Annotated in this window: 29 protein-coding genes and 1 tRNA gene; 19 read left to right on the top strand and 11 right to left on the bottom strand. The window is 68.8% G+C overall.

All coding sequences use genetic code 11. The features are described 5' to 3' along the window. The first annotated feature begins 143 nt into the window (after nucleotides 1-143). Both N802_RS11485 and N802_RS11480 read left to right on the top strand, forming a co-directional pair. Nucleotides 144-220, top strand: a tRNA-Thr gene (locus N802_RS11485). 208 nt (nucleotides 221-428) lie between these two features. Then, nucleotides 429-1,004, top strand: coding sequence for a suppressor of fused domain protein (locus N802_RS11480; protein ID WP_169743425.1), 576 nt, complete (start codon nucleotides 429-431; stop codon nucleotides 1,002-1,004). Between the two features lie 3 nt (nucleotides 1,005-1,007). Here the strand turns inward: N802_RS11480 and N802_RS11475 are convergent, their stop codons facing one another. Both N802_RS11475 and N802_RS11470 read right to left on the bottom strand, forming a co-directional pair. Beyond that, nucleotides 1,008-1,259: a DUF2798 domain-containing protein gene (locus N802_RS11475; RefSeq protein WP_035916531.1), complete on the bottom strand. Its 252-nt coding sequence runs from the start codon at nucleotides 1,257-1,259 to the stop codon at nucleotides 1,008-1,010. 230 nt (nucleotides 1,260-1,489) lie between these two features. Next, a complete protein-coding gene (locus N802_RS11470) occupies nucleotides 1,490-1,873 on the bottom strand; it encodes a nuclear transport factor 2 family protein (RefSeq protein WP_035916339.1) in 384 nt (127 codons plus the stop codon). A 132-nt stretch (nucleotides 1,874-2,005) separates the two neighbouring features. On the opposite strand from N802_RS11470, the gene N802_RS11465 reads away from it, so the two are divergent. Beyond that, a complete protein-coding gene (locus N802_RS11465; RefSeq protein WP_035916336.1) occupies nucleotides 2,006-2,266 on the top strand; it encodes a hypothetical protein in 261 nt (86 codons plus the stop codon). A gap of 120 nt (nucleotides 2,267-2,386) precedes the next feature. Here N802_RS11465 and N802_RS11460 read toward each other — a convergent pair whose 3' ends face one another. Together N802_RS11460 and N802_RS11455 are read right to left on the bottom strand one after the other, a co-directional pair. After that, nucleotides 2,387-3,049 carry a lysophospholipid acyltransferase family protein gene (locus N802_RS11460; protein ID WP_035916530.1) on the bottom strand — a complete coding sequence of 221 codons (663 nt, stop codon included), beginning with the start codon at nucleotides 3,047-3,049 and terminating at the stop codon, nucleotides 2,387-2,389. A 93-nt stretch (nucleotides 3,050-3,142) separates the two neighbouring features. Then, nucleotides 3,143-4,132 carry a hypothetical protein gene (locus N802_RS11455; RefSeq protein WP_156971376.1) on the bottom strand — a complete coding sequence of 330 codons (990 nt, stop codon included), beginning with the start codon at nucleotides 4,130-4,132 and terminating at the stop codon, nucleotides 3,143-3,145. Nucleotides 4,133-4,239: 107 nt separating this feature from the next. Here N802_RS11455 and N802_RS11450 point away from each other — a divergent pair, with 107 nt between their 5' ends. Further along, complete coding sequence (locus N802_RS11450; protein WP_035916331.1) at nucleotides 4,240-4,593, top strand: VOC family protein; 354 nt, start codon at nucleotides 4,240-4,242, stop codon at nucleotides 4,591-4,593. A gap of 10 nt (nucleotides 4,594-4,603) precedes the next feature. Here N802_RS11450 and N802_RS11445 read toward each other — a convergent pair whose 3' ends face one another. Both N802_RS11445 and N802_RS11440 read right to left on the bottom strand, forming a co-directional pair. Next, nucleotides 4,604-4,993: a thioesterase family protein gene (locus N802_RS11445; RefSeq protein ID WP_035916528.1), complete on the bottom strand. Its 390-nt coding sequence runs from the start codon at nucleotides 4,991-4,993 to the stop codon at nucleotides 4,604-4,606. 8 nt (nucleotides 4,994-5,001) lie between these two features. After that, entirely contained in the window at nucleotides 5,002-6,201 is a 1,200-nt protein-coding gene (locus tag N802_RS11440) for a glycoside hydrolase family 15 protein (protein ID WP_052109852.1), read from the bottom strand. Between the two features lie 99 nt (nucleotides 6,202-6,300). Between N802_RS11440 and N802_RS11435 the strand changes: the two genes are divergently transcribed. Genes N802_RS11435 through N802_RS11425 form a run of 3 tightly spaced genes read left to right on the top strand, consistent with a single transcriptional unit; the run spans nucleotide 6,301 to nucleotide 8,052 of the window. Next, on the top strand, nucleotides 6,301-6,750 hold the full coding sequence (locus tag N802_RS11435; RefSeq protein ID WP_035916523.1) for an SRPBCC family protein: 450 nt from the start codon (nucleotides 6,301-6,303) through the stop codon (nucleotides 6,748-6,750). A gap of 22 nt (nucleotides 6,751-6,772) precedes the next feature. Next, on the top strand, nucleotides 6,773-7,357 hold the full coding sequence (locus N802_RS11430; RefSeq protein ID WP_035916328.1) for a pyridoxamine 5'-phosphate oxidase family protein: 585 nt from the start codon (nucleotides 6,773-6,775) through the stop codon (nucleotides 7,355-7,357). Next, on the top strand, nucleotides 7,354-8,052 hold the full coding sequence (locus N802_RS11425; protein ID WP_035916326.1) for a GNAT family N-acetyltransferase: 699 nt from the start codon (nucleotides 7,354-7,356) through the stop codon (nucleotides 8,050-8,052). The genes N802_RS11430 and N802_RS11425 overlap by 4 nt, the downstream gene beginning before the upstream one ends. Here N802_RS11425 and N802_RS11420 read toward each other — a convergent pair. Both N802_RS11420 and N802_RS11415 read right to left on the bottom strand, forming a co-directional pair. After that, entirely contained in the window at nucleotides 8,035-8,709 is a 675-nt protein-coding gene (locus N802_RS11420) for a response regulator transcription factor (RefSeq protein WP_156971375.1), read from the bottom strand. The two genes, N802_RS11425 and N802_RS11420, sit on opposite strands and share 18 nt — an antisense overlap. Next, a complete protein-coding gene (locus N802_RS11415; protein ID WP_169743424.1) occupies nucleotides 8,706-10,706 on the bottom strand; it encodes a sensor histidine kinase in 2,001 nt (666 codons plus the stop codon). Before N802_RS11415 ends, N802_RS11420 begins: the two co-directional genes overlap by 4 nt. 340 nt (nucleotides 10,707-11,046) lie before the next feature. Here N802_RS11415 and N802_RS11410 point away from each other — a divergent pair, with 340 nt between their 5' ends. Together N802_RS11410 and N802_RS11405 are read left to right on the top strand one after the other, a co-directional pair. Then, nucleotides 11,047-11,325: a hypothetical protein gene (locus tag N802_RS11410; protein WP_035916322.1), complete on the top strand. Its 279-nt coding sequence runs from the start codon at nucleotides 11,047-11,049 to the stop codon at nucleotides 11,323-11,325. A gap of 70 nt (nucleotides 11,326-11,395) precedes the next feature. Continuing rightward, nucleotides 11,396-11,938, top strand: a complete 543-nt coding sequence (locus N802_RS11405) for a hypothetical protein (protein WP_035916319.1) — start codon at nucleotides 11,396-11,398, stop codon at nucleotides 11,936-11,938. Nucleotides 11,939-12,020: 82 nt separating this feature from the next. On the opposite strand, the gene N802_RS11400 is transcribed toward N802_RS11405, so the two are convergent. Continuing rightward, nucleotides 12,021-12,683, bottom strand: coding sequence for an inorganic diphosphatase (locus tag N802_RS11400; protein WP_035916316.1), 663 nt, complete (start codon nucleotides 12,681-12,683; stop codon nucleotides 12,021-12,023). 87 nt (nucleotides 12,684-12,770) lie between these two features. Between N802_RS11400 and N802_RS11395 the strand changes: the two genes are divergently transcribed. From N802_RS11395 to N802_RS11350, 10 genes are all read left to right on the top strand, one after another. Beyond that, on the top strand, nucleotides 12,771-14,234 hold the full coding sequence (locus N802_RS11395) for a D-alanyl-D-alanine carboxypeptidase/D-alanyl-D-alanine-endopeptidase (RefSeq protein WP_169743423.1): 1,464 nt from the start codon (nucleotides 12,771-12,773) through the stop codon (nucleotides 14,232-14,234). Next, nucleotides 14,231-15,283, top strand: coding sequence for a zinc-dependent metalloprotease (locus N802_RS11390; RefSeq protein ID WP_035916310.1), 1,053 nt, complete (start codon nucleotides 14,231-14,233; stop codon nucleotides 15,281-15,283). Before N802_RS11395 ends, N802_RS11390 begins: the two co-directional genes overlap by 4 nt. A gap of 40 nt (nucleotides 15,284-15,323) precedes the next feature. After that, nucleotides 15,324-16,403, top strand: a complete 1,080-nt coding sequence (gene tilS, locus N802_RS11385) for a tRNA lysidine(34) synthetase TilS (protein WP_052109885.1) — start codon at nucleotides 15,324-15,326, stop codon at nucleotides 16,401-16,403. Then, the gene (locus N802_RS11380; protein WP_035916307.1) at nucleotides 16,403-17,368 is read left to right on the top strand and encodes an ArsR/SmtB family transcription factor; all 966 of its coding nucleotides are present in this window, start codon (nucleotides 16,403-16,405) and stop codon (nucleotides 17,366-17,368) included. The genes tilS and N802_RS11380 overlap by 1 nt, the downstream gene beginning before the upstream one ends. A 256-nt stretch (nucleotides 17,369-17,624) precedes the next feature. Further along, nucleotides 17,625-18,176: a hypoxanthine phosphoribosyltransferase gene (gene hpt, locus N802_RS11375; RefSeq protein WP_035916306.1), complete on the top strand. Its 552-nt coding sequence runs from the start codon at nucleotides 17,625-17,627 to the stop codon at nucleotides 18,174-18,176. A gap of 259 nt (nucleotides 18,177-18,435) precedes the next feature. Beyond that, entirely contained in the window at nucleotides 18,436-20,559 is a 2,124-nt protein-coding gene (gene ftsH / locus N802_RS11370; protein WP_035916304.1) for an ATP-dependent zinc metalloprotease FtsH, read from the top strand. A 100-nt stretch (nucleotides 20,560-20,659) separates the two neighbouring features. After that, on the top strand, nucleotides 20,660-21,199 hold the full coding sequence (folE, locus tag N802_RS11365; RefSeq protein ID WP_052109884.1) for a GTP cyclohydrolase I FolE: 540 nt from the start codon (nucleotides 20,660-20,662) through the stop codon (nucleotides 21,197-21,199). Nucleotides 21,200-21,210: 11 nt separating this feature from the next. Next, nucleotides 21,211-22,065: a dihydropteroate synthase gene (gene folP / locus N802_RS11360; protein WP_245613919.1), complete on the top strand. Its 855-nt coding sequence runs from the start codon at nucleotides 21,211-21,213 to the stop codon at nucleotides 22,063-22,065. Beyond that, nucleotides 22,058-22,942 (top strand): 2-amino-4-hydroxy-6-hydroxymethyldihydropteridine diphosphokinase, encoded by an 885-nt coding sequence (gene folK / locus N802_RS11355; protein WP_035916302.1) that lies wholly within the window; start codon nucleotides 22,058-22,060, stop codon nucleotides 22,940-22,942. The genes folP and folK overlap by 8 nt, the downstream gene beginning before the upstream one ends. Next, nucleotides 22,936-23,397 carry a DUF3180 domain-containing protein gene (locus N802_RS11350; RefSeq protein ID WP_035916300.1) on the top strand — a complete coding sequence of 154 codons (462 nt, stop codon included), beginning with the start codon at nucleotides 22,936-22,938 and terminating at the stop codon, nucleotides 23,395-23,397. Before folK ends, N802_RS11350 begins: the two co-directional genes overlap by 7 nt. Before the next feature lie 21 nt (nucleotides 23,398-23,418). Here N802_RS11350 and N802_RS11345 read toward each other — a convergent pair whose 3' ends face one another. Continuing rightward, nucleotides 23,419-24,195: a hypothetical protein gene (locus tag N802_RS11345; protein ID WP_035916298.1), complete on the bottom strand. Its 777-nt coding sequence runs from the start codon at nucleotides 24,193-24,195 to the stop codon at nucleotides 23,419-23,421. 146 nt (nucleotides 24,196-24,341) lie between these two features. Continuing rightward, on the bottom strand, nucleotides 24,342-24,598 hold a 257-nt coding region (locus tag N802_RS20475), incomplete at its 5' end, for a hypothetical protein (RefSeq protein ID WP_035916297.1).

The following is a 24,598-nucleotide window of genomic DNA, read 5'->3' as shown; positions in this document are numbered from 1 at the left end:
CTGGGTCGGCGGCACTGCATGTCCGGAGGCCCGGTTGGCGGTCGTGTCAGCTTCGGATGGTGCTCGAGCGGGCCCCGATTTCGGGTTGGGGCGGGGTTGTTCGTATACTCGTCCGGCGTACTCGACCTCGCGTCGGGCACCACGCCGCTTTAGCTCAGTCGGCCAGAGCGATTCACTCGTAATGAATAGGTCATCGGTTCGATTCCGATAAGCGGCTCCACCAGAAACGGCCCCTCACCCGCACAAGCAGGCGAGGGGCCGTTTCCGTGTCCGTTGGTGGTAGCGCCGAAAGTGTGCTCTGAGTGACCAACTGAGCGGCGTGGCCAGCCGTACTCACGGCAGCCCTCGCGCAGCGCTTGGACCGTTCTGTGACGGTTTCAGCCCGATGATGACGACAGGCGCTCGTCCGCTCGTCCTACACTCTGCCGGTGCCGGATTTTCCGCCCTGTGATGACGTGTGCGGCGCCCTGGAGGAGCATGTTCGCCGCTTCTTTGCAGGCCGCACGATCGACGTTCTGACGTGGCCCGCTGGGCCGATCCACGAGCAGAACCCGCACTTTCGGGTTCTGCGTGTTGCACCAGCCACGACCGCAGACGTCTGGACCTACGTTTCCGTCGGCGGCTGGGCTGACGCCGACGGCGACTCCGGGCTGGAGTTCGTACTCTCCACCGCAACCGCAGAGGACCGAGCCGTGGAACTGCTCGCCATGATCGTGTTCTACAACCGAGGTGGGAAGTTGAGCATCGGCCACACGCAGCCCATCGGAGAACCGTGGTTGCCGGGTTCCGGGTGTGACCATCTGCTTGTCTGTCGCCCCTACCCGTACGGACCCGACCTCCAGACGTCCCATGTTGGTGATCGACACGTTGAGTTCCTGTGGCTGCTCCCGATCACGATGGCCGAGCGGGACCTTGTGGCTGCCTCGGGGCTGGAGGCTCTGGAGTCGCAGTTCGACGAGGTGGGCTTGAACTACTGGCAGGTCGACCGACCCTCGGTCATCTGACGTTCAGTCAGCGTTCGCGGGTCGGGGTGTGCGCTCGCGAGGCCGAAGGATCGCGCCCGTCAGCTTCATCGACACCGGCCACGCGATCATCGTGAGCGCGAACGCGATGGGCCAGGCGATGATGAGTTGCCGGGGCCAGGCGGCCAGCCATTCCATGGATGGCCCAGCGAAAATCAGGCCCATGGTGCCCGACATGGTCGCAGCCATGATGAAGGTCATGATGACCTGCGAGATGAGGGCGCTCTTCTTGTCCATCGTCCGTTCCTTGTCCGCGACGACGACGCCATCGATGCTCCGAGGGGCGCCGCCAACCGCAATCTTGAGGGGTTGGGCGCCTCGGGTTCGCGCCGTGTGGCGCGACTTCATCTCAGGAGTACCGAGGGCTGGAATAACCACACCAGCCTGAATCTTTTAGGCACGTCCATTGTATCGGCTCTCGCCGGTGGGCCTATCCCGCTGGGCCGCGCGCGGCCCGCCCTCTGTGGTCAGGCAGGGTCGACCTTGACCCACGCCGCGCGCCAGTCCGGAGCCTCGAACGGCTCGGCCCAGTAGGCCGTCTCGCGGGCGATGCGGCCGTCGCGCAGCTCGAAGATGAACACGCTCCGATACACCGGACCGTCGTAGTCCAGCGTGGCCTCCAGGGTCACCAGGTCCCCGGCCGACAGCATCCGTCGCGGCGTGATCGTTGGCAGCCCGGGGAACGCGCCGTAGATGGCTCGACGGTTGACCGCACCAATCACCTGTTCGCCGGACTGGGGCCAGTCCATGACCGCGTCCTCGTGGAAGAGGTCGTCCATCACCTCGGTCCGCTTGTCGTTGAGGCATTGCACGAGGCGTTCGATGACGGCTCGGTTCTCGGACTCACCCATGACGACCTCCTGGCCGCTCGCCCTGCTCCATCGCGTGAGGACGCGTCAATTCTAGGCGCGGTGGGGTGGATCGGGTGGGCGGCTCGGGCGGTTCCTCTGCGTGGTCAGGCGTCAACTGCGTAGCCTGCCCACGTGGACGTGGACGTGGGCTTCTTCATCAACTGGGGCGTCGTCCCGCTGTTCCTGATCCCCGCTCTCGCGATCGCGTTCTACGCCAAGCATGTGTCGGGTGGCTGGCTCCTGCCCTGGATCAACCTCAAGCCCGTGTGGTGGTTCGTGCTCCTCTTCGTCTTGCCCTGGATCGGCTACCTCGTCCTGGTCGTGAACCTCCTCGTCCACAGGAACACGCCCGGAGCCATCACCGGTCGCCGCGCCAGCGCATCACGCTCCTGAGTTGAGCACGTCAGGCGGCAAACGACGACGGCTCCCGGTCCCCCACGCGTGACCGACCCGCTCAGTGGGGCGTTTGCCGCTTGCAGTGCCCGCATCGCCCCACCGCCGACCGCTCAGCGGTCAGCGGTCGTGCCACATCTCCTTGGCGTGAGCGATCTCGTCGCGGATGGCAGCCATGATCGCCTCGGTCACCTCGCGCGCCGCGGCCTCATCGGTCCTGCCCGCCCACACCGACAGATCGACCGGGGCGCCCACGGACAGGCACGCCGTGTGGCGGTGCCAGATGTGCTCGTTGCCTTGCTTCGGTCCCCACGTCCCGACCGGGATGACGGGCGCCTCGGGATGCCGCAGCGCCAACCGCGCTGCGCCGGTCCGCGCCGGCCCCGGCATCTGGTCCGGTTCGGTCGTCAAGCGTCCCTCGGGATAGAGCGCGACCAAGTGCCCCTTGGAGAGGTGCTCCGATGCAAGGTCCAAGGCCGCAGCCGCCGACGCCGACCCCCGCGCCACGGGGATCTGCCCCGTAGCCCGGGCCAGAGCCCCCACGCCCGGCCACCCGAACACTTCCTGCATCGCGAGGAAGTGCGGGAAGCGCCTGTGCCCGATCGCCGCTCGCGCCACCGCCAGCGGGTCGGTCATTGTCAGGTGATTCGCGACGAGGATGACCGGTCCGGTGCGCGGCACCGACCCTGCCGTCCGGAAACGCACTCGGTGCGCAGCCGTCGCCGCGACCCACACCAGCGTGAAGCCCGCCGCGTTCCGGAGGTGCTGCTTCGGCGTCGTCATGACGACATCCTGACCCAGCCCGGCCACCGGGAGGAGAGTGCGCACACCCAGGTGTGCCTGGAAGCGCCATCGGTGAGCCGCGGCGCCTTGACGTCACCCGGTCAGGTGCGTGACCAATGGGTCGAGCGCTCGGATGAGCCGGTCGCATGCGGCTGGACTCTCGTCCTTCGCACCAGCGAAGAGGGAGTCCTGCTCCCACCAGGAACCCTTGGGTGCGCGACGCAGCGGGACGAGAATCTCGCAGTTCGACGTGACTTGGGCTGCCTTGCCCGCGATGTGGAGCTCACCCGCGGACGAGGTGGTGGCCGGCAGGTTCCCCATGACAGAGAAGCTCACCCAGAACCCGTCCGGGAACTCGCACACACGTCCGTCAACACTGCTCTTGACGCTCCCGGTCACCCTGAGCGCACCCATGACGTCGGCTTCCTTCGCAGCTGCGCAGATGTCCTGCCGGCTCAGAGCGGTGTCAGGCACCTCGAGCCGCGGCAACGGCGCGTCGGCGCCCAGGCGTTCGCGAACCTTCTTGCTCAGAGCCAGCGTCAGTCGCTGCGCATCGACGGTGTCACCGGGTCCGGTCACCTTCACGATGTAGCCGGACTTCGAGAGCACGTGGACCACGGCGACCGCCGCGTCGTGGACAAGAACGCCCGCATCACTGGAGTCGACCTTGTTCGTGCCGGGGTCAGTGGTGCGAACATCGACGGGCATCTCAGCGCGAGGATCCGCGAACTCCATCCTGGCCCGAGTCCCCTTGTCATTTTCGTGCCGGTAGTCGCAGGCGCCAGGCCCGCCGACCTCCCCGATGACCTTCCCGGTCCCGCCCTCCTTGTGGAAGGCAGGCTCAAGCTCACGGGGTGTCACCAGCGCGCACAGGTTGAGAGTCCGATAGCCATCGGCTCCCGGATCCGGACCGAGATCACGATCGGGCGCCGACGCCGCGACCGGAGCTGCGGAGGCAGCCTCCACCGTCGAGGACGATGCTTCCGGGGCAGCAGGCGTGGCACTGGAGGTGCACCCCGCCAGTGCCAGAACGACCGCTACAGGGGCCCAGATGATCCGATGCACAAGCGGCGATCCTGCCATGCGCAGACGCTGTTGCGGCCACGAGCAGCGTGCCAGACTCGGAGGCGCCAGAAGCGACGACAGATGCGGTCGACACAACGGCCGCCCCCATCACCAGGAGTTGGCACATGGCCCACGGCGACATCACGCACGTCGACATCCCCAGCGGCGACATGGAACGCTCCAAGGCGTTCTACTCGGACCTCTTCGGCTGGGAGTTCGTCGAGTACCCCGGCTATGAGGGCTACCCCATGTTTCGATCACCGAACGAGGTCAGCGGCGGCGGACTCGCCCCGCGCGACGGCTCGTTCACCCAGCCGCGCTCCACGGTCGAGGTCGACTCGATCGACGACGCCCTCGCCAAGGTCAAGGCCCAGGGCGGTCGAGTCACGAAGGAGAAGGAGCAGATCAGCGAGACGAGCTGGTGGGCAACCTTCGAGGACCCCGACGGCAACGTGATCGCGCTCCACGAGGGCGACTGACGCTGGCGCGTCAGCCGAGCCGCGCGAGGAATCGGTCGGTGTCGACCACGACGCGCGTCACCTCTCCCGTGGCGACGACCTTCCCGTCCGTATGCCGTCCGCTCACCCTGAAGCGGTGCAGTCGCCCGTCGCGGTGGGTCGGGTCCGCGCTCACGATGACCTCTGCCCCGACAGGGGACGCAGCGGAGTGCTCAAGGGACACCCGCGTCCCGACGCTCGTCTGCCCGGCGCCCAGGGCGGGTTCCACCGCCGCACACGTCGCCGCCTCGCACCACGCGAGCAGCCGGGGCGTCGCCAGCACGGGCAGGCTGCCCGAGCCGAGCGCCGTGGCCGTGTCCTCTTCGGTCACCGTGAAGGTGAGTTCGACCGAACTGGCTGGGGAGGCGGCTGACGCGGTCATGCCCACAGTCAAGCAGCGTCCAGTTCGTCCAGGGTCAACAGAACGAGGGCTGCCGTCCACAGCAAAGGAGCGGGACCTGCGGGGTTGCCCGACCTGTTGACCTTCTCCGGCAACGACCCCCACTCGGTGCGGTGTTCGTCGAGCCAGTCCAGCCAGCGTCGAGCGGTCGCATCCCGATCCGCTGCCGCCGCGGTGTAGGCCACGAGCGCCGTCTCCGGTGTCCAGGACGTCCCGTCGTTCCTCCAGCCGGAACCGGGAGCCAACCCGCCCGAGGAACGCGCCGCGTCCCGTTGGTACGCCAGCCATCGTGAGGTCACTCGCCTGTCCGTCGGGCCGAAGGGCGGCATAAGCATGGCCACCGCCGCGTCCATGCCGCCACTGTCGCCGAAGCGCCCCAGCTCGGGTCCGAGCTCCGAATGCACCTGTGCCGCAAGCCGTTTGGCCATGGGTTCCGCGAGTGCGCGCTCTGTCTTCGTGCCTGATCGAGCCACCGCACGCAGCCCGGCGACCATGGGCGCGACGGTTCCCAGTGAGGTCCGCGTCACCGGGAGTTCCCAGTAGTCCGGCGAAGGGGGCGGCAGCTGCCATCCGCTCCAGGTCAGTCGCATGAGGTTGGTGAGGCATTGCGACCGCAGGCCGGCCGCGCTCGGCGGCAGCGACGAGGCCGCCATCGACCCGAGTGCCCACAGCACCCAGCCACACCCGTCCGACTGCGGACCGCGCGGATCAAGCGTCACCCGTTCCCCACCCAGGAGATAGCGCGCGTCGAAGCCTTCGGTCTCGTCGAAGGGCAGCCGGGCCAACACGTCCACGAGGTGCCGAGCCTCCTCGTGGTGACCCGTCCGGTCCAGCGCCACGATGAGGAAGGCTCCGTCACGCGGCCAGAAGTAGCCCCAACTCGGCGCCGCGCCCGCGGCTGGCGCGCCACCTTCGCCGAGGCCGCTCATCATCTGGTGAATGTCGATGAGCGCCCAGCGGCTCATCGACTCCCAACGGGTCCCGGCTCCGGGCAGGCTTCCCTGATCGACCCACTCGCGTGCCGCCTTCGCGATCGCGGCACCATCGGGGTCGCGGTCGCTGATTCGGAATCCGGGGCTGGTCGCAAGCTGCGGCTCGGCCCAGTCGGTCTCCGACGTGGTGCGCGATCCGCAGGCGGCGAGGAGGACGCAGCACAGTGCGATGACGCAGCACCGCAGGCCACCGCGCATCGCGCCACCTCCTCGATGCTGTGAACGTACGCCGCGCGAAGGGGGCCTGTCCGGCGAACGGGAGCGGACGGCATACGGAAAGTCGTGAACACTGAACCCATGCCTCGGCTCTGGCGGTTCGCCCACGGCTGGCTCGTCCCGGCTCCCGTCGAGGACGTGTATGCCGTGTGCGCGGCCGTCGATGACTACCCCACCTGGTGGCGTGAGATCCGTTCCATACAGCGGGTCGACGGGGGGAGCGGGGAGGCGCGGGTGAGGAGCGTCCTCCCCTACACGTTGCGACTGCTCATCACTCGCGAGATCGAGGACCCGGCAACCGGTCGGCTGCGGGTCCGGCTCGAGCGTGACCTCACGGGCTGGGCCGAGTTCCGGATCTCCGAGGGCGTGAATGCCGGTGCGGCAGTGGCGTTTCGGCAGGAGGTGGAGATCACGGCCCGGGGCCTGCGCCATGTCGCTCCGGCCCTCGCACCGCTCCTCCGTGCGAACCACACCTGGATGATGCGGTCCTGCGAACGAGGCATGGTCGGGGCAGTGCGGGGTGGCGCCTGACTGCACGCCTAGGGTGCTGGCCATGGGAAAGGTGCATGAGGCGATCGACGGCCGGCTGCGTGAGTTCATCGAGGCGCAGCACGTCTTCTTCGTCGCCACTGCGCCACTGGCCGCGGACGGGCACGCCAACGTGTCACCGCGCGGCCTCCCGGGCACGTTTGCCGTGATCGATGAGCACACCTTCGCCTGGCTCGACGGCACCGGCAGCGGGAGCGAGACGATCGCTCACCTACGGGAGAACGGCAGGATCACGGTGATGTTCTGCGCCTTCGAGGGCGCGCCCAACATCGTTCGACTGCACGGTACGGGGCGCGTCGTCACGATCTATGACGAGGACTACGACGCGTGGGCCTCGCGGTTCACCGATCTGCCCGGCGCGAGGGCTGTTGTCGTCGTCGACGTCGCGCGGGTCTCGGACTCGTGTGGGTGGGGCGTGCCGCTCATGTCTCATGTGGGGGAGCGGGATCTGCTCCAACAGTTCTTCGAGCGCAAGGGTGTTGACGGTTCGGCCGCCTATCGCCGCACCAAGAACCGCACCAGCCTCGACGGTCTCCCGGCGTTCGACGACGACCCGGGCGTGGCCGACTCGGAGGTCGCGGCGCAGTGACCGAGGTGAACGAGTTCGGTCAGTCGGTGGGTGACGTGGTGCCGGGCTGGGGGCGGCGTCCGGTTGCGGAGGCGGTGCGGCTGGACGGGCGCTATGTCCGTGTGGTCCCGCTGGACTCGGTGCACTACTCCGACCTCTTCGCAGCCGTGTGCGGTGAGGGCGACGGTGCCCTGTGGACCTATCGGCCCATCCCGAAGCCCACGTCGCTCGCAACCTTGTGGATGCACCTGGCGGCCACCGCTGAGGCGCATCCAACCTGTGCGCTGATCCCGCTCGAGGGGGAGCGGGCCGGGAAGGCCACCGGGATCGCGTCGTTCCAGCGGATCGACCCTCGGACCGGGCAGGTGGAGGTCGCGGGCGTGCTCTATGGCTCGGTGCTCCAGCGCACGCGCGCGGCCACCGAGTCCATCCACCTGCTCATGAAGCACGCGTTCGACGACCTGGGCTACCGCCGTTTCGAGTGGAAGTGCGACAGCCTCAACGAGCCGTCCCGACGTGCCGCGCTGCGACTCGGGTTCACGCAGGAGGGTCGCTTCCGCAACCACATGGTCACGCAGGGACGGAACCGCGACACCGACTGGTTCTCGGTGATCGGCGAGGAGTGGCCGCGGGTGCGGGCCGCGCATGAGGCCTGGCTCGATCCCGCCAACTTCGACGCCGGAGGCCACCAGCGACGTTCACTGGCGACCCCCTGAACCCGGGTTTGGGCCGCGGACCCCGGCCTCGTGGGCCCTGAGGGCGGCGGCGGTGCGGTCCGGGACCTGCAGCTTGAGCAATACCTGGGACACGTGGTTGCGGACCGTCTTCTCCGACATGAACAGGCGCCGAGCGATCTCGTGGTTGCGACAGCCGGTCGCGACCAACTCGAGCACCTCGCGCTCCCGGGGCGTGAGGGTCGGGAAGGCCCGCGCGGTCACGGATCCCCGTTCTCCCCCCGAGTAGGCAGCGACGATGCGGCGCGCCACCGGCCCGCCGTAGACCGCGTCGCCGTTCGCGACCGCCCTGACCGCTCGGACGATCTCGTCGCCGTCGGCGCCCTTGACCAGGTAGCCGCGAGCACCGGCCCGCAGCGCGGCGAAGACATGCTCGTCGTCCTCGTGCATCGTGATGACGAGCACGGCCAGTTCAGGGAACGCAGAGATCAGCGCACCCGCAGCCGCTGCACCATCGCGCACCGGCATGGAGAGGTCGGTCAGAACGACATCGGGCTGGAACTGGTGGACGGCCTTGACCAGGGCTTCACCATCGGCCACCTCGGCCACGACGTCGATCCCGTCGGCCTGGCCGAGGATGGCCGTGATGCCGTAGCGGTACATGGGGTGGTCGTCTGCCACCACGACGCGGATGGTCATCGCGCCTCCATCGGAAGGGTGGCCTCCACGACCGTGCCGTCCGGACCGGGGATCACGGAGAGATGCCCGCCGAGGTCGGTCGCCCGTCGATGCATCGAAGGCACCCCCACGCCATCCTCGGAGGACGGCTGGTGCCAGTGACCATCGTCGACGATGCCGATCCGGAGATCGCCGTGGGTGCTGGTGAAGGACACCGTGCAGTGGGCCGCACCGGAGTGCCGAGCGACATTGTTGAGCGACTCGGCGACGATCCGGAAGGCCGTCTCCTCCACCTCCGGCCTGAGCACAGGGAGGGGCGTGCTGTCGAGCGAGAGAAGCGGGTGGCCGGGCTGCCCGAACCCCATCGATGACGCGGCCTGGTGCAGTGCGTCGACCAGGCTGCGCTCGTCGAGCACGGAGGGGCGCAGGCCCTGCAGAACTCGCCGGATCTCGGCCACGGCCCGCTCTGCTTCGGCCCGAGTGCGGTCGAGCACTACTCGGGAGGCGGCAGGGTCGTGGTCCAGGCTTTGGGTGGCGGCCTGGATGCCCAGTGCGATCCCTGACAGGGAAGGTCCGAGGCCGTCATGCAAGTCGCGGCGCAACCGGTCCCGCTCCGCGAGGGTCGCGGTGGTGACCCGGCGTCGTTCCCGGTCCAGTTCCTGCGTGAGTTGTTGGCTGCGGAGCACCACGGCGAAGTGTGGCGCGAGGGCCGCGACCAGGCGGGCATCCTGATCCGTCACCCTCCGCTCGCCCTTCCGCGGTGCGATGCGGAGGGTTCCGAGCCGGTCGCCGCCGTGGAGGAGAGGAGCCTCGGTGAGCGAGGCGGACTCGGCTCCGGTCGCCGCCAGCACCGCTCCGGACGCGTCGGTCACCGTGGCGTAGGTGGCTCCGGTCGCCGCCGTGACCGCGTCCAGCATCGACGCGACCGGGTCGTGGCCCGAGGACTCCACATCGCTGGTCACCCGCGTGACCGCTCCGAGTGGGTCGGCCCGGCCTCCGAGGATGAACCGGTCGACGCCTCGTCGGAGGAACCCCGATATGGGGAAGAACAGCGCTGCGACGACTCCCGAGCCGATCAGCAGGGCGAGTGGTCCGTCGGGCAGTAGTCGAGCCAGCACCGTCGTCGTCCCTCCGATGATCAGCGCGATCATCAACGTCAACGGGACATAGAGCAGGGTCTTGCGCAGAGCGACCTCGATGCCGAGCAACCGGTAGCGCAGAACCCCGACCATGACCGCGACGGGTACGGCGGCGTAGGCCACAGGGAACACGAACTCCAAGGGCAGGAAGACGGTGCCGACCATCGCCGTGATCGCGACGAGGAGCAGGAGGAGCTGCTGTCGCTCCGGTGACGTGGCGCGCACGACTCGAACGAGGGTGCCAACGACGGCGATGGCCACGGCGACAGCGAGGCTGGCCGCCGCGAGAATGCCGACGACCCACGGCCACCAAGCCGGCAGGTCCCACGGCAAACGGGTGCCGTCGACCGCGTCATCGACGCCGCCCTGGGTGGTCATGACGGCAAGGGCCACCAGGGCAATCGCGGTCGCAGCCAGTCGGATCTGCCAGACCCAGAGGCGCGATGCCGGCCGGCCGGATGGATAGAGGCCGGGGAGCACCGCCACCACGATGAGCAACGATGGCATCCAGGTCCACGACGCCACCCACAGCGCAGTCAGGCCGAGCGGCAGCGACTGGTCGGGATCTGTCACTGCTCTCGTCCCGTAGAGCTCCGTGCTCCGCTGCACGGCCTGGAGCACTCCACTGGCCAGCAGGATCCACCCGATCGGATTGCGGGGTCTGGCTCGCACGAGCCACGCCCCCGACAGCGTGAAGGCCGCGACGATGACAACGAAGGTGACGTGCTCACCTGGCGCGTTCTCGCCGTGAACTCCGGGCCTGTCCATGACCTCGCCCAGCAGGAACAGCGGGGCTGCGGCGACGAGCACCAGCGAGCCCGCCGCGAGCAGCCAAGCCACCCGCACAGGTGTCGTGGTCGGGGACCGTGGGGCCTCCATGTCCCGAGTGTGAACCTCGACAGGGCGTCCTGTCAGGGGGCTGGAGTCCTTGGGCGGCCGGGACATCCTCCCGGGCAGTCCGTGACGCCCGGCGCTGGTCCCGGATTCCGCCCCGCGCTGTGCTGGATGCGTCCCAGCACCTGCCCCGATCGGAGGTCGTCATGACCATCGCAGCCACTCGCCCCAGCCAGATCTCGGCGCTCAGCCCATTCGTCACGTCTCTCGTCGGCGCCGCCGTCTTCGGCGTCACGATGTCGATCAACTACAGGTTCGACCCGGGCGGGAATGAACCCGACTCCCCGCCGATCAGCACGGCGAAATCCTCGGCTACATCGGTGTCGTGGCCGCAGCCGTCGTTCTGGCGGTCGCCCTCGGCCGATGGGCGTGGAACGGGCAGCCAACGCGGCTCGAGCACGTCGCGCTCGGACTCGGGATCGCTGCCCTCGTCACTGGTTGGGCCTTCTGGTCCGGCTGGCCGCTCGTGTTCGGTCTCACGGCAGCAGGGCTCGCGCTGGAGTACCGGCGCCGGGTCGGCTCACTGTCAGCCAGGTCGACCATCGGACTCGTGCTCGGGCTGCTCGCCTTCACGGCGGGCGCGTTCCTGTGCGTCGTCGGCTGACCCTCGACGCACCACACCACCGATGAGGACAACTCACCGGGACTGATCACCACCACGAAGGAGCACGACCATGTTGACCCACCGCACGTCCAGAGTCTCCAGCCTCGCCTCCGCTCTCGGCGTCGCCCTGATTGCGGCCGTCGCGCTGACCCCCGCCACCGCGACTGCAGCGCCCCAGCGGGCGGAGCACCAGTTCGTCGATGCCGCCTTCGACGGCACGGAACACCTGGCCGCCGAGGACAACTTCTGCGGCGACTGGGCGACAACGTTCCACGAGGTTCGCACCGGTGGCTATCGCGTGCACGTCCCGCCCGGTGGCCAGGTCGAAGGCGAGTTCCACGTCAACGGCGTCGTGGACGGGTTCGTCGAGCTCATCCCTGATGACCCCTCGCTGCCCACCTACTCCGGCACCTACCGCGAGAAGCTCAACGCGATCATCACTGGCGTCGACCCCGAGACCGGCGACGACATCCTCAGGGTCGGCCAGTTCCGGTTGCGCCTTCCGCTCAAGGGCACGGACGGCTCGGCGCTGCTGCTCCAGCTCTCCGGCAAGTGGACCGTCAACGCCAAGGGCGCTCCGGTCGTCTCCCGGGAGATCTTCACCTGCTCGTGACTGACAGAGCTCAAGAGACGACGTATGCCGTGTGGGCACCCAAGGTGCGCACACGGCATACGTCGTCGTTGTCTGGGTGAACTCAGGCGTCGGGGGAGTCGCTGAGCGGGTTCTCCTTGGTGGCCAGCTCTTCCTTGGCCTTCGCGGCCGCGTGAGCGTGCTCCTCCTCGGTGCGGGCAGCGGACTCGTGACCTTCCTCGAACGACGGCGCATGGCCGTCGGACTCGTGACCGGCCGGCATGCGCCAGCGGGCCGTGCTCACGCCGTTGTCCTTCGCGCGCTGGAGCGCTTCCCTGATGGTGCGCTCGGCGTCCTCACGACCGGCCCAGTGCGCGCCCTCGACGGACTTGCCGGGCTCGAGGTCCTTGTAGGTCTCGAAGAAGTGCTGGATCTCGAGGCGATCGAACTCGTTGATGTGCTCGAGCTCGGTGATGTGCGCCTTGCGCGGGTCGCCCGCCGGGATGCACAGGATCTTGTCGTCGCCGCCGGCCTCGTCACGCATGTGGAACATGCCGATGGGGCGCACCGCGACGAGGCAGCCGGGCCAGGTCGGCTCGTCGAGCAGCACGAGGGCGTCCAGCGGGTCGCCGTCCTCGCCGAGGCTGTCCTCGACGTAGCCGTAGTCCGACGGGTACGCCATCGAGGTGAAGAGCATCCGGTCGAGGCGGATACGCCCCGTCTCGTGATCCACTTCGTACTTGTTCTTGTGTCCCTTGGGGATCTCGATCGTGACGTCGAACTCCACGGTGGTGGCCTTTCAGATCTATACGGATGACCTACGCTCGGGGATCAGTGTCCCGCATCCGGACGGATGCGTCGAAAGGGGTTGAGCGTGCGACGGGCAGTTGTGGCGGGGGTCACGTGCCTTCTCGTGGGAGGTGTCGGCTATGCCGCTGCCGACGTCGTCGACCTCGCGCCCGGCATCCTCACCTATGACGGGGCCCCCGTCGCACCGCCGACGCCGACCGGCACGGCCACCGCGAGCCCCACGTGGGCTGCGCTTCCCAGTGCCGACCCCGCGGTGTCGCCGAGCGCCGATCCGTCCGCGGGGGTGGCGGGGACCGGCCCGACGTCCGCAGGTCTCACCACGGCCCTCGCCGCGCTCGCCAAGGACCCATGGCTGGGTCCCAGCGTCGGCATCAGCGTCCGGGACGGCGTGACCGGCGAGGAGTTGTATGCCGTGTCACCGGATGTCCCACGTGCGCCCGCCTCGACCCTCAAGGTCCTCAGCGCCTTCGCCGTGAGCGAGCACGTCGACCTCGACGCGCGCATGACCACCAAGGTCGTCACGGGTGACGCTCCGAACGAGATCGTCCTCGTCGCCGGCGGAGACACCCTCCTCACCGAGGGGCGGTCCGATCCCACCTCGGTCGAGGGCCACGCGGGTCTCACCACGCTCGCCGACCAGGTGGCGGAGGCCCTCACCGCCCGTGGAGTCGGGCCGGTGACCCTCCGCGTCGACGCGACCTACGCCGCCGGACCTCGCCACCCCACCACGTGGAAGCCAGAAGATGTCGCGGCCGGCTTCTCGCAGGCCGTGTCGATGCTGGACCTCGTCTCGCAGCGTGCCGTTCCCGGCAAGAAGCCACCGTCCAACCCCGAGGCCGGCGTCGCCAAGGCCTTCGCCGCTGCGCTCACGGCGGATGGACACAAGACGACCGTTCTGCCGGTGCGGGGTGCCGGCACGGCGGCTCCGCAGGGAGCCACCGAGCTCGGGTCCGTCGAGTCAGCGACCTACGGCGAGCACCTCGGCGTGGCCATGGCCCTCAGCGACAACGCCCTCACCGAGAACCTCGTCCGCCAGGCGATGGTCGCGGCCGGTGAGTCTCCCGCCGCACCGAGCGGGCCCGGGCAGTTCCTCGTGTCGACCCTCGGTGCGGCCGGCATACCCACAGACGGGCTGCGCATCCTCGACGCCAGTGGTCTCTCGCCAGGCCAGGCACTGACCGCCAGTTCCCTGTCCGAACTCCTCGGACGGGCCGCCACGGGTGACCTCCCCGAGTTCCGCCGGGCGGTCGCGACGTTCCCCGTGGCAGGGTTGAGCGGCAGTCTCCACGATCGCTACCGCAGCAACGAGACCCGGGCCGTGGCCGGCATACCGAGGGCAAAGACGGGAACGCTCAGAGGCATCTCGAGCCTGGCCGGAACGACCGTCGACGCCGACGGGCGTCTCCTGACGTTCGTCATCCTTGCGGACAAGGTTCCGGCAACGTCGGGAACGCTGGGAGCGCGCAAGGCGTTGGATCGGTTCGTCACCGCCTTGACCAAGTGCGGTTGCCGTCAGGAGGGCACGTGAGCACGACCTACGTCGATTGGGAATTCGCCAAGACCACCGGGAGGACTCTCGTCGCCGCCGGGCCGAGCGTCTCGGCCGATGAAGCGGCCGCGGAGGTCGGGGCGATCCGCGAGGCGGCGCGGCGCGCCCACGGACCGGTGGCGGAGACCTCCCGGCTGCAGACGCCCGACGACGCACCCGATGCCCTGATCGTCGACCGCCCGACGTGGATCGCGATGAACGCCGACTCCATGGGCGCCATGCTCGGGCCGGCGTTCGAGCAGATCATGACCAAGCGGGGGACGGCCGCGGCTCCGAACGGCATCGCCGCCTCGATCGGCGGCAAGGTCACCGGCGCGGAGGCAGGTGCGCTGCTCGCGTTCATGTCGAGCAAGGTCCTGGGCCAGTACGACCTGGCGCCCGGCGGGACGCCGGCGCTCCTGCTCGTCGCTCCGAACCTGCTCCAGGTGCAGCGCGAGCTGGGCGTCGACCCCGAGGACTTCCGCGCCTGGGTCTGCATGCACGAGGAGACGCACCGGGTGCAGTTCACCGCGGTCCCGTGGCTGCGTGACCACATGATCACTGAGGCGCGCCAGCTCGCGACCGACATGGCGCCCGATCAGGAGCGCGTGCAGGAGCTCACCAAGCGCATCACCGAGAAGCTTCCCGAGCTGTTCAGCAGCGGCTCCGGTGGCATCACGGACCTCGTGACGACGCCTGAGCAGCGTGCCAAGCTCGCCGAGCTCACGGCCGTCATGTCGCTCCTCGAGGGCCACGCCGACGTCGTCATGGATGACGTGGGGCCGGCGCACATCCCGACTGTCGCCGAGATCCGCGCGAAGTTCACCGAGCGACGCAAGGGCGCCGGCGCGGTCGACAAGGTGTTGCGGCGGCTCCTGGGGCTCGAGGCCAAGATGCGTCAGTACAAGGACGGCGCAGCGTTCGTCCGCGGCGTCCAGGAGCGCGTGGGCGTCGAGGGCTTCAACGCCGTCTGGACCTCGCCCGAGACGCTCCCGAAGCCGCTCGAGATCACCGACCCGGCTGCCTGGGTGACGCGCGTCCACGGCTGAGTGCGGTTGCGTGGCCGGCCGTGGCTGGCAGGCTGGGGCCGTGTCCGGTCCGCATCCCTCCACGGCAAAGATCCGGTATGCCGTCCGCGCGGCTCTCGCAGACCTCTCACCCGGTCCCGTACCGAACTCACCCAATTGGACGGTTGGGGACGGGCGGGTCGTGTCCCCAACCGTCCAATTGGGTGAGTTCGGTACGGGGGGAAGACCTCTGGTGCTGGTGGCGTGCTCGGGTGGTGGGGACTCCATGGCGCTCGCGGAGGCGGTCGCACACCAGCAGCGGCATGCCCCGTGGCGGGGTGGGGCTGTCGTCGTCGACCACGGCCTGCAGGTCGGGTCGGCCCAGGTTGCCGAACTCACGGCCCAACGCTGCCGTGACCTCGGACTGGATCCAGTCGTGGTCGAGCGAGCTGCGGTGTCGGAGAGCGGTTCTGGGCTTGAGGCCGCCGCGCGGGATGCCCGGTATGCCGCGTTGACCGGTGCAGCAGAGCGGCTCGGCGCCGCGGTGGTCCTGCTGGGTCACACCCTCGACGACCAGGCCGAACAGGTGCTCCTCGGTCTCGTTCGCGGGTCCGGTGCCCGTTCCCTCTCCGGTATGCCGTCCGCCCGCGGCATCTTCCGACGACCCCTTCTCGGAGTGACCCGCCTCGAATGCCGCGAGTCGTTGGATGCGGAAGGGGTGTCCTGGTGGGAGGACCCGATGAACGACGATCCGGCCTTCACACGTGTTCGGACACGGCGAGCCATCGCCGACCTTGAGGCCGACCTCGGGCCCGGAGTCGTTGCGGCACTGGGGCGTTCGGCCGATCAGCTTCGTGAGGACGCCGACGCCCTCGACGCGATGGCCGACGAGGCCGTGTTGGAACTCGGCGCCGGGCCGTGGGACGTTGCGGCGTTCAAGGTCCTGCCCCGGGCCGTCCGGACCCGGGTCTGGAGAAGGCTCCTCATCTCGGCAGGTGCGCCGGCAGGGCAGGTGAGCGCACGGCATACGGAGGCGTGCGACGCCCTGATCACGAACTGGCACGGACAAGGAGCCGTGCATGCGCCCGGTCGAGTTGCAGTGACACGGCGGGCCGGTGTCATTGCGGCACAGGCGAGTTCACCGGGCGGGGAGCAGCCCTGATGGTGACCTATCGGATTGCCGAGCGCGACCTCACCATGGCGACCTTCGGGATCTCGACGCTCAGTGAGACGACCCTGTCGCTGCGTGCCGTGTGGCGTCCGGAGATCTACCCCCACATGTCGCCCTGGCGTCGGGAGATCGAGCGTCGTCTGGCGGGGGTTGACCTCGAGATGCTGCTGGCCCTCGTGGCGCCGGACTACTCGACACCGGAGTTCCTCAACCCGCGGCCCGTCGCGGCCACGACCGACTTCGACGCGGAGCTCCTCACGGTCTCGCGGCTGCCGGTGCGGATCGTCGAGCGGGACCTCGACGACCTCTATCCGAGCGGGCGTCCAGCAGCACTCGTCGGACCGACTGGCCGGGTCCTCGATCGCATCGTTCGTGCTCTCGACGAGTACTGGGTGCAGTGTGTGCGGCCGTGGTGGAGCCCCATGCACGCGAACCTGTCGGGCGACATCACCATCCGGGCAGTGACGAGTACGCGCATCGGGCTGCGTCCCATGCTGAGCGGGCTGAGTCCGGCACTGACGCTCGAGGGCAAGGAGATCCACGCCTGGAACCCGAGTGGTCCGCACTTCGAGGCCGACGCGCGCGGGCGCGGGCTCGTGTTCGTCCCGACCCACTTCACGCCTCACGCGTCGTACCCGTTCAATGCCGAGGCACCGCCCTACATCCTCTATCCGGCACTCGGTCGGGGTCGGCTCGCGCTGCCCGACGCCGCGCCGGAGCGCGCCGCCCGACTTCTCGGTGACACGCGTGCCACCCTGCTGGTGAATCTGCGCGAGCCCATGTCGAGCACGACCGTGGCATCGAGGCGCGGGATCAGTGTCTCCGCGGCGAACCAGCAACTGCGCTGGCTGCGCGACGTCGGCCTCGTCGCGAGTATCCGTGACGGCCGCTCGCTGCTCTATTTCCGCACGGAGGCGGCCGAGGCATTCCTCGGAGACCTCTCTCCGCCGACCTGAGCGCCCCTCCGAGCCCAGGTCGGCGCGCAGAGGACCAGACCAAGAAAAAGGATCCCGCCGCCTTGGGCCGGTGATCCAATGATGAAGTCCCATGCTTCATCGTGACGCGGCCCTGCAGTCATCGCTCGGCGGTCGCTTCGCGCGCGCAGCAACCGCGGCCCCATCTGGCTGATGCCCGGCTGTCCTCCGGCTGGTCGCGTCCGGTTGACTAGGACACGACCAACCGGACGACCACGAACGACCAGGAGAGTGCACCGTGGACGCTGCCCACATGGGAGCCGACCTCGAGCGGGTCCTCGTCACCGAGGACGAGATCCAGGCCAAGCTCGCCGAACTCGCTGAAGAGATCGCCCGCGAATACGCCGACAAGGATGTCCTCCTCGTCGGCGTTCTCAAGGGAGCCGTCATGGTCATGGCCGACCTCATGCGTGCCCTGCCCATCACCGCACCGGTCGACTGGATGGCGGTCTCGTCCTACGGCTCGGGCACCAAGAGTTCCGGAGTCGTCCGCATCCTCAAGGACCTCGACGTCGACATCTCGGGCCGGCACGTGCTCATCGTCGAGGACATCGTGGACTCGGGCCTGACCCTCTCGTGGATCAAGGCCAACCTCGAGTCGCGCAACCCGGCGTCGGTCGAGATCGTGACCCTGCTGCGCAAGCCCGAGGCCGCCAAGGTCGAGGTCGACGTCAAGTGGGTCGGCTTCGACATCCCCAACGAGTTCGTCGTCGGCTACGGCCTCGACTACGCCGAGCAGTACCGCGGGCTGCGCCAGGTCGGCACCCTGGCCCCCCACGTCTACAGCTGAAACCCCGACTTTGTGCCCGATTGGGACACGCTGAGGAGGCCTTCGGCCGACGACCGTGTCCCAATCGGGCACAAAGTCGGGAAGGTGGGCGGGCAGCGGGGCGGAACACACGGCATACGTCGCTCGTTGTTCGGTCGGACGCACTCAGTAGTGACGGCACTGTCACGGGTAGCGTGTACACCTAGGCCTGTGGCGCGCGAGCGTGCACGGATGAGCTCGTTGATCAGGAGGACGTGGGCCCCGGCCCTCGACACATTTCATGGATGCCAAGCGCGTGTTCAAGACCCCGTTGTTCTGGGTCCTTGCTGTCATCGCCATCACCGTCGTGATGTTCAGCTTCGGAGGTGACGGCGGCTACGCGACGATCGACACCGCCAAGGCCGAGAAGCTCATCACTGACAAGAAGGTCGACAAGGCCGAGCTCACGAGCGACAACATCCTCAGGCTCGACCTCAAGGACGGATCGGCGTACTCCGACGAGGAAGCCAACATCGCCGACGCCGACAAGGTGCAGGCGGAGTTCGTCGAGGCCCGCGCCGAGTCGCTCGTGGAACTGGTCAAGGCCAACGAGCCGACCGAGGGCTACAACGACAAGCGCGAGACCCAGAACCCTCTCTGGACCCTGCTCATCAGCATCTTCCCCATCCTGCTGCTCGTGGGTCTGTTCTGGTTCATGATGAGCCAGGCCCAGGGTGGCGGCTCCCGGGTCATGCAGTTCGGCAAGTCCAAGGCCAAGCTCGCCACCAAGGACACGCCCAAGGTCACCTTCGACGACGTCGCCGGAGCCGATGAGGCGGTCCAGGAGCTCCACGAGATCAAGGAGTTCCTGTCCGACCCGGCGAAGTTCCTCGCGGTCGGCGCCAAGATCCCCAAGGGCGTCCTGCTCTATGGCCCTCCCGGGACGGGCAAGACCCTCCTCGCGCGCGCCGTCGCAGGCGAGGCCGGGGTGCCGTTCTACTCGATCTCCGGCTCGGACTTCGTCGAGATGTTCGTCGGTGTCGGTGCCTCGCGCGTGCGTGACCTCTTCGAGCAGGCCAAGGCCAACGCCCCGGCCATCGTCTTCGTCGACGAGATCGACGCCGTGGGTCGCCACCGTGGTGCCGGCCTCGGTGGCGGTCACGACGAGCGCGAGCAGACGCTCAACCAGCTGCTCGTCGAGATGGACGGCTTCGACGTCAAGACCAACGTCATCCTCATCGCGGCGACCAACCGCCCTGACATCCTCGACCCAGCACTGCTCCGCCCGGGCCGCTTCGACCGCCAGATCGCCGTCGAGGCCCCCGACATGCTCGGCCGCCACCGCATCCTCGAGGTGCACTCCCAGGGCAAGCCCATGGCCGCCGGCGTCGACCTGCTCGCCGTGGCCCGTCGCACTCCCGGCTTCACCGGTGCGGACCTCGCCAACGTCCTCAACGAGGCCGCGCTGCTCACGGCGCGCACCGACAAGACCCTCATCGACGACGCGACCCTCGACGAGGCCATCGACCGCGTCATCGCCGGTCCGCAGAAGAAGACGCGGATCATGTCGGCCAAGGAACGCAAGATCACGGCCTACCACGAGGGTGGGCACGCGCTCGTCGCCGCGGCGATGAACCACACGGACCCCGTCACGAAGGTGACGATCCTGCCGCGGGGTCGCGCCCTCGGCTACACGATGGTCATGCCGATCGACGACAAGTACTCCACGACCCGCAACGAGATCCTCGACCAGCTCGCCTACGCCCTGGGCGGCCGTGTCGCGGAGGAGATCATCTTCCACGACCCGACGACCGGTGCCGCCAACGACATCGAGAAGGCCACCGCGATGGCCCGCAAGATGGTGACCGAATACGGCATGAGCGAGCGAGTCGGCGCAATCAAGCTCGGCCAGAGCCAGGGCGAGGTCTTCCTCGGCCGGGACATGGGCCACCAGCGCGACTACTCCGAGAAGATCGCCGGAATCGTCGACGAAGAGGTGCGCTCCCTCATCGAGGCAGCCCACGACGAGGCGTGGCACGTCATCAATGACAACCGCCACATCCTCGACGCTCTCGTCCTTGAGCTGCTCGAGAAGGAGACGCTCAACCAGAAGGAGATCGCCGAGGTCTTCGCGGACATCGTCAAGCGTCCGCTGCGCCCGACCTGGTTGTCGAGTGAGCACCGCGGCATCTCCGACCAGCCGCCGGTGCTCACGCCGGCCGAGCAGGCTGCCCTCAACGGGCACGGCCCGTCGGGTGAGCCCGTCGGTGCTCACGTCAACGAGGGCGACCCGTCGACGACGGCTGCCATCGACAAGGCTGCCGACGCGGGCGCCCACCCCGCGACCCAGACCGGAGGCGAGAACCCGCCGACGCAGGTGATCGAGGTGCCTGACGGTCAGCGCGTCGACCCGGAAGGCCACTGATCCCGTGACCGAACCCGCGGACCGCCGGGCCTCTGAGTTCGACGACGAGGAAGACACGATCCCCCCGAGGCAGGTCGACCACGCGCGCGCCCGCGCGGCCATGCGTGAATACCTCTTCGCGATCGGCGAGGACCCGGACCGCGAAGGGCTTCGGGACACCCCGGACCGTGTCGCGCGCGCCGCAACGCAGTTGTATGCCGGTCTGTCGCAGGACCCGGCCGATGTCCTGTCGGCGCGTTTCTCGATCGACCACGAAGAGCTCATCATCGTGCGCGACATCGAGCTCTTCTCCACGTGCGAGCACCACCTGCTGCCCTTCCACGGGGTGGCGCACGTGGGCTACATCCCGGCCGTGGACGGCACGGTCACCGGGCTGTCGAAGCTCGCCCGGCTCGTCGACGTCTTCGCGCGTCGCCCACAGGTGCAGGAGCGCATCACGACCCAGGTCGCCGACGCCCTCGTCGAGCACCTGAACGTCCAGGGCGTCATCGTCGTCATCGAGGCCGAGCACCTGTGCATGTCGATGCGTGGGGTGCACAAGCCAGGGTCTCGCACCCTCACGTCCGCCGTGCGCGGGCAGTTGCGTGACCCTGCGACCCGGGCCGAGGCCATGTCCCTGCTCCTCGGCGGCAAGCGCTGATCGGCGCTCCGGTGATCCCCCTCGTCGCCGGTCCCCGGCCGCTCGTCATGGGGGTCGTCAACGTCACCCCCGACTCGTTCAGTGACGGCGGTGAGTGGTTCGAGCCGGAGGCGGCGATCGCCCACGGCCGTTCCCTCCTGGCGGAGGGGGCGGACCTCCTCGACATCGGCGGTGAGTCGACCCGGCCGGGTGCCGAGCGTCCTCCCGTCGAGGAGGAGCTGCGCCGGGTCATCCCCGTCGTGCGCGCCCTGGCCGCGGAGGGGGCCGTCCTGTCCATCGACACCATGCGAGCCTCCGTCGCCGCAGCCGCCCTCGAGGACGGAGCGTCCCTCGTCAACGATGTCAGCGGTGGCCTCGCCGACGGCGAGATGGCGGGACTCGTGGCGGAGTCCGGCGTGCCGTTCATCGCGATGCACTGGCGCGGTCACAGCGCCGACATGCAGTCCCGCGCGGTCTACGGCGACGTCATCGCCGAAGTGAGCCGCGAGCTGCGAGACCGGGTGGATGCCTTGCAGGCGAGTGGAGTTCGCCGCGAGCGGATCATCCTCGACCCAGGCTTCGGGTTCGCCAAGACGGCCGAGCACAACTGGACGCTGCTGCGGCACCTCGATGACCTCGTCGAACTCGGCCACCCGCTCCTCGTCGGGACGTCCCGCAAGGCCTTCCTCGGACGACTGGGGCGACCCGAGGGCGCCGAGCCACGACCTGCCCCAGAGCGTGACCTGCAGACGGCAGTCACCTCGTTCCACGCCGCCCGGCACGGTGCGTGGGCGGTGCGCGTGCACGACGTCGCCTCGACGATCCAGGCGCTGGATGTCGCCGACGCGCTCGGTGGCACCGACCAGTTGAGGAGCAGCCATGAGTGACCGGATCACGCTCAAGGGCATCTCGGCGACGGGCTTCCACGGGGTCCTCGACTTCGAGAAGCGGGACGGCCAGACGTTCGTCGTCGATGTGGTGATGGAAGTCGACCTCGGGCCTGCTGGCACGAGCGACGATCTCGACGACACCGTCAACTACGCCGAGGTCGCAGGCGACGTGGTCAGTCTCATCGAGGGCGAGTCGCTCGACCTCATCGAGGCGCTCGCCGACCGGATCGCCGCCAAGGTGCTCACCCGTCCGCTCGTCGAGGCCGTCACGGTCACGGTGCACAAGCCGCAGGCACCGGTCGGGCACCCCTTCACCGATGTCGCCGTCACCGTCGAACGGCTGCGCGAGACCCCCGTCGTCATCGCCATCGGTTCCAACATGGGTGACACCCTCGAGACCATTCAGAACGCGGTCGGGGCACTCTGGCTCGCGCTCGAACTGAAGTCTGCATCGCGTGTCTACGAGACCGCACCGGTGGGCGGACCCGCGCAGGCGGCCTACCTCAACGCCGTCGTCGTCGGCACGACCCAGATGTCGCCGCAACGACTGCTCCGCACGCTCCAGGACATCGAGCTCGAGTACGGCCGGGTCCGCAACGAGCGGTGGGGGCCGCGCACCCTCGACCTCGACCTCATCCAGTACGGCGACCCCGTGTTCGACACGGACGTCCGACTGTCGACCGAGGCGCTCACCCTTCCCCATCCCCGGGCGCGCGAGCGGGCCTTCGTCCTCGTGCCCTGGGCCGACGCCGACCCCGAAGCCGCGCTGCGGGTGGACGGCAAGGTGCGCCGCGTGGCCGAACTCGTCGACGAGGTCGGGCACGAGGGCGTCGCACTCGGACCCGACGTCAACCTCATGGATGACGGATGGTGAACGGTCGTGGTGTGCGTCCCGGGGTGGCACTCCTCGTCGCGCTCGTCGTCGGGGGAGGGTCGTGGCTGCTCTGGCAGCTGATCACGAGCGAACGCAGCCTGGTGCCTCGCCCGTCGTGGCTCGCCGCCGTCCTGCTCGCGGCGATGGCGGCGTTCGTCGTCGGCTTCGCCTGGCCCGTCCGGTCCTATCTCGCAGGCCGATCCACCCGACCGTTTGACCCACTGCGCGCTGCGCGCGTCGTCGTGCTCGCCCAGGCCGCCACCCTCACTGGCGCTGCTGCCGTTGGCTGGTATGCCGGCCAGCTGGCTGTCGTCGCCGGTGACCTCTCGCTCGTGGCCAATGAGTCACGCCTGTGGCGACTCGCGATCCTTGTCGCTGCCGCGCTCATCCTCACCGTCGCCGGTCTCGTGGCGCAGCATTGGTGCCAGGTCGAGCCGCCCGCTGACGACGACTGAGCCCAGCCGGGCCTCGCGCCGTCAGTGCACCTGCGTGCCGCGTCGTCGAACGAGAAGGGCACCCGCCGCAACGAGAGCGGTGAGTCCGGCGACGGCATACGGGAGTCGGTTGTCCCCGGGCGGCGGCTGCTCGGCGTCGGTCTGGACGACGGTGGGGCGCGACGGTGCCGGGCTGGAGGTGTGCGTGGAGGTGGAGGTGGGGGTGTAGATCGGACCCTTGAAGGAGTGGATGTGGCCAATCTGGAGGTCCTGACCAGGGACGGGTGCACAGGTCAGAGTGGCGACTGGGGTCTCACCCGCGGGATACGTCAGCGTGAATTCGCCCATACGAACCGTGTAGGGCGACGCCACCGAGGCGACGACTGAGGCGTCGGTGAGTCCGAGAAAGCCGATCGACTTGTTCCCCATGCCGAACCACTCTGGCTGCCAAGCCACATTCACGCGCATGTCAGGGAGTTCTGAGACCTCGATGTGGGCGTCGACATCCCACATGTCGACCGAGTCCTTCGGTTCCACAGCCTCGACCACGTCGCGAAGGGCGGCGCCGGGTTGCATCGACACGACCACGGAGCTGATGGGGACGCGCCTACCCTCCGGATGGAGTGCGTCGTCCTCGGGGGCGATGTCACCTGCGGCCGTGGTGGGCAGATTTGTGAAGGAACCCTGTTCGGTGGTCGCGTCGCACAGGTAGCGGAACCTCTCGCTCGCGGCGTGGGCTGGTGCTGCGCCGAGCCCGAACGCCACCCCCGCCGTCAGCAGGGTTGCGGCGGTGCTGCGGGTCAACGTGCGGGCGTGCATGGGACTCCCCCTGTGGAGATCGTGAGACTGCGTCGGCCTGTTGCCGCGCTCACTCATGGTGACGCACCAAGGGGGGTGAATGGTTGCATCCGGCGTCAGAAAGTTTCGCCAGTGGCCGCAAAGGTGGAGGCCATTCGCTTGGGCGGTCAGGCGAGCGTGGCTGAGACGACCCAGGTGCCTGCGTCGTGGCCGCCCTTGACCGGAGTCGCCGTGGCGCTCGCGCCCGGTGCGGCCGAGGCCCGGCCCTCGGGTGACTCGGAGGAGTCACCGCGAAGGGCCGGGCCCCAGACGAGTACTGCGACGGCGGCGACCATGGCCACCGCGGCCGCGATCAGGCGCCGAGGATCAGTGGCGCGCTGCGCTGCGACGGGTGACCACGAGGCCACCACCGAGGAGGACGGCA

Source organism: Knoellia sinensis KCTC 19936 (assembly GCF_000768705.1).
In the GTDB taxonomy this organism is placed as follows: domain Bacteria; phylum Actinomycetota; class Actinomycetes; order Actinomycetales; family Dermatophilaceae; genus Knoellia; species Knoellia sinensis.
This window is presented reverse-complemented; position numbering and strand designations above follow the sequence as displayed.

Coding starts and splice junctions, on each gene's coding strand:
- N802_RS11475 (WP_035916531.1), bottom strand. CDS start 1,259: ATGGACAAGAAGAGCGCCCTCATCTCGCAGGTCATCATGACCTTCATC.
- N802_RS11470 (WP_035916339.1), bottom strand. CDS start 1,873: ATGGGTGAGTCCGAGAACCGAGCCGTCATCGAACGCCTCGTGCAATGC.
- N802_RS11460 (WP_035916530.1), bottom strand. CDS start 3,049: ATGACGACGCCGAAGCAGCACCTCCGGAACGCGGCGGGCTTCACGCTG.
- N802_RS11455 (WP_156971376.1), bottom strand. CDS start 4,132: ATGGCAGGATCGCCGCTTGTGCATCGGATCATCTGGGCCCCTGTAGCG.
- N802_RS11450 (WP_035916331.1), top strand. CDS start 4,240: ATGGCCCACGGCGACATCACGCACGTCGACATCCCCAGCGGCGACATG.
- N802_RS11445 (WP_035916528.1), bottom strand. CDS start 4,993: ATGACCGCGTCAGCCGCCTCCCCAGCCAGTTCGGTCGAACTCACCTTC.
- N802_RS11440 (WP_052109852.1), bottom strand. CDS start 6,201: ATGCGCGGTGGCCTGCGGTGCTGCGTCATCGCACTGTGCTGCGTCCTC.
- N802_RS11435 (WP_035916523.1), top strand. CDS start 6,301: ATGCCTCGGCTCTGGCGGTTCGCCCACGGCTGGCTCGTCCCGGCTCCC.
- N802_RS11430 (WP_035916328.1), top strand. CDS start 6,773: ATGGGAAAGGTGCATGAGGCGATCGACGGCCGGCTGCGTGAGTTCATC.
- N802_RS11420 (WP_156971375.1), bottom strand. CDS start 8,709: ATGACCATCCGCGTCGTGGTGGCAGACGACCACCCCATGTACCGCTAC.
- N802_RS11415 (WP_169743424.1), bottom strand. CDS start 10,706: ATGGAGGCCCCACGGTCCCCGACCACGACACCTGTGCGGGTGGCTTGG.
- N802_RS11405 (WP_035916319.1), top strand. CDS start 11,396: ATGTTGACCCACCGCACGTCCAGAGTCTCCAGCCTCGCCTCCGCTCTC.
- N802_RS11380 (WP_035916307.1), top strand. CDS start 16,403: ATGGTGACCTATCGGATTGCCGAGCGCGACCTCACCATGGCGACCTTC.
- ftsH (WP_035916304.1), top strand. CDS start 18,436: ATGGATGCCAAGCGCGTGTTCAAGACCCCGTTGTTCTGGGTCCTTGCT.
- folE (WP_052109884.1), top strand. CDS start 20,660: ATGCGTGAATACCTCTTCGCGATCGGCGAGGACCCGGACCGCGAAGGG.
- folK (WP_035916302.1), top strand. CDS start 22,058: ATGAGTGACCGGATCACGCTCAAGGGCATCTCGGCGACGGGCTTCCAC.
- N802_RS11350 (WP_035916300.1), top strand. CDS start 22,936: ATGGTGAACGGTCGTGGTGTGCGTCCCGGGGTGGCACTCCTCGTCGCG.
- N802_RS11345 (WP_035916298.1), bottom strand. CDS start 24,195: ATGCACGCCCGCACGTTGACCCGCAGCACCGCCGCAACCCTGCTGACG.